Below are 2,173 nucleotides of genomic sequence, written 5' to 3' on the forward strand. Positions count from 1 at the left end.
CTGAGCATCAAGACGCAGAAGAACCCATTCGCACTTTGCCGCAAGTTACTGATCAACGCCTCCCGCGCGGCTTATGATCAGTTACAGCTGCTTCTCGCAGCTACTGCGTAACATCAGTAAGGGTGTACCCATGAAAACTGCGTTGATTGTCATCGACCTCATCAATGACATTACCCATGCCGAGGGCAAAATCCCTAGCTGTGCAGTGCATGTTGCCGAGCGCCAGGTGATTGCAAAAGCCAATCAGGCGCTGCAATTTGCCCGTGCAAAACGTTGGTTGCCGATTCTGGTGAAAGTGGGGTTTTCCGAGGGTTATCACGAGCAGCCAAAAAACTCACCGCTGTTTGGGACGGCGCATTTGAATCAGGTGTTGAAACTGGGGCAATGGGGAACAGCGTTTCGCGCCGATCTCGACGTGCAACCCAGCGACCTGGTGGTCGTGAAACCTCGCATTAATCCGTTCTATGCCTCTGCCCTGGAGGCTGCATTGCGCGCCAATAAGATAGAGCGTCTTGTCGTGTGCGGTGTCAGTACCACCTGGGCGATTCAATCCATGGTGCGCGATGCACATGATCGGGATTATCAGGTGGTGATTTTGGAAGATGCCTGTGCCGCCGCCGACGAGCAAGAGCACAGTAGTTCGATTACGCAACTTAGCCGTATCGCCAAGGTGATGACGGTGGGTGAATTGCCAGCATTGGATTGATACGACGGCGTGCGAGTCGCGCAAGGTTAATCGTGGCTTGGCTGGCTGGGGGCTGCGTATACTGCCGGCCTCTTACTTTGCTTTGAATCCCTCATGCAGGCTTTTTTTGCCCAATTAAGCGCACTGACACAGCTGGAAATTGCCGGCTTTGTACTGACAATCGCAGGCATTGGGCTGGCAGCCCGCAACCACTGGCTGACATGGCCGCTGCAGATGGCAGCAGGTGTGCTGTATGTGGGCCTGTTTGTGCAGTTTCATTTGTTTGGCGAAGCGGCGCTCAACGGGCTTTATGTGCTGCTGGCCATCTTAGGTTTATTGCAGTGGCGGCGAGGCGCAACCCACACCGCGCTGCCTATCAGCCGGATGATTAAGCAGGATCATGTCATGTTCTGGGCGGTCGGTTCGGTTGGCACCGCTATCGTGGCGAACCTTCAGGTGCATTTCCTGCCGACTGACCTGCCGTGGCTGGACTCCACTGTGTTTGTGTTTGGCGTGCTTGCGCAGTGGTTGCAGGCGCGGCGCAAGCTGGAAAACTGGCCAGCCTGGATAGCGCTCGATTTACTGGCAGCAGGTATCTACCTGCATAAAGACCTACAGGTAACCGGCGTGCTTTATCTGTTGCTGGCCTTGCTGGCGGCGTATGGGTGGTGGGATTGGCGCAGGCTGATGCGGGTGGCAGCCCATGCGTAAACTTGCGGTGGTAGGAGCCGAGTCATCGGGTAAGACCACATTGGCGCGAGATCTGGCAACGGTGCTGGATGCACCCTGGCTGGGTGAATATGCGCGCAGTTATTTTGCCATCAAGGGCACTACAAGCTATTGGGTGGAGGACGTGGTTGCGATTGCCCAAGGCCAACGCGCCGGTGAGTTTGATCCGAATCGTTGGCACGGGCAGGGCAGCGGCGCGTGGTTGGTGTGCGATACCAATGCCTTGGTGTGCAAGATATGGGCTGAAGTGCGCTTTGGTTATTGCCCGACAGCCATAGATGCAACGTGGCCGGCGCAAGACTATGCATTGCATATCCTGCCCACGCCGGACATCGCTTGGGAAGCCGACCCATTGCGCGAGAACCCGCATGATAGACAAGCTTTGTTTGCCCGTTATCAGTCAGCCTTGCAGGCAGCGGGTGCGGCGTACTGCGTGGTGAGTGGGTCACCAAACGAACGTGTGTCAATGGTCATACACTACTTGGAGAATATCGCCTCACGCCCAGGCTGATCTGGGCGCGGTGATAACTCAGTACAGCAAGGCTTTACTGTGCTTGTTGCCGCAAGGTGATGGACGCACCCGGCTCCAGCTTTGCTTCGGCACGTAAACGCCAGTCGCTTTTTCCATCTTGGCCGCTGTCTTCCAGCTGTACCAGCCAGCGCTGGGCTGGGAGTGGCTCGGTAAGTTGCGCTGCCAGCATGCCGCTTGCCTCTGGTTTTAATTCAAGCAACTTGTCCATGCCTGGGCGGGTGGGGTGG

General features: G+C 56.4%; 4 protein-coding genes. 3 read left to right on the forward strand and 1 reads right to left on the reverse strand.

Annotation, left to right across the window (positions count from 1 at the left end; genetic code table 11):
* Window positions 1-130: 130 nt before the first annotated feature.
* From CSQ89_RS21230 to CSQ89_RS21240, 3 genes are all read left to right on the forward strand, one after another.
* The gene (locus CSQ89_RS21230) at window positions 131-706 is read left to right on the forward strand and encodes a cysteine hydrolase family protein (protein WP_099407947.1); all 576 of its coding nucleotides are present in this window, start codon (window positions 131-133) and stop codon (window positions 704-706) included.
* Window positions 707-799: 93 nt separating this feature from the next.
* On the forward strand, window positions 800-1,396 hold the full coding sequence (pnuC, locus tag CSQ89_RS21235) for a nicotinamide riboside transporter PnuC (protein WP_099407948.1): 597 nt from the start codon (window positions 800-802) through the stop codon (window positions 1,394-1,396).
* Entirely contained in the window at window positions 1,389-1,925 is a 537-nt protein-coding gene (locus CSQ89_RS21240; RefSeq protein WP_099407949.1) for an AAA family ATPase, read from the forward strand. Before pnuC ends, CSQ89_RS21240 begins: the two co-directional genes overlap by 8 nt.
* A 34-nt stretch (window positions 1,926-1,959) precedes the next feature.
* On the opposite strand, the gene CSQ89_RS21245 is transcribed toward CSQ89_RS21240, so the two are convergent.
* Window positions 1,960-2,173 (reverse strand): FixH family protein (locus tag CSQ89_RS21245; protein ID WP_199065775.1); only part of this gene is annotated, 214 nt, incomplete at its 5' end.

The organism is Chitinimonas sp. BJB300, assembly GCF_002735695.1.
Lineage (GTDB): Bacteria > Pseudomonadota > Gammaproteobacteria > Burkholderiales > Chitinimonadaceae > Chitinimonas.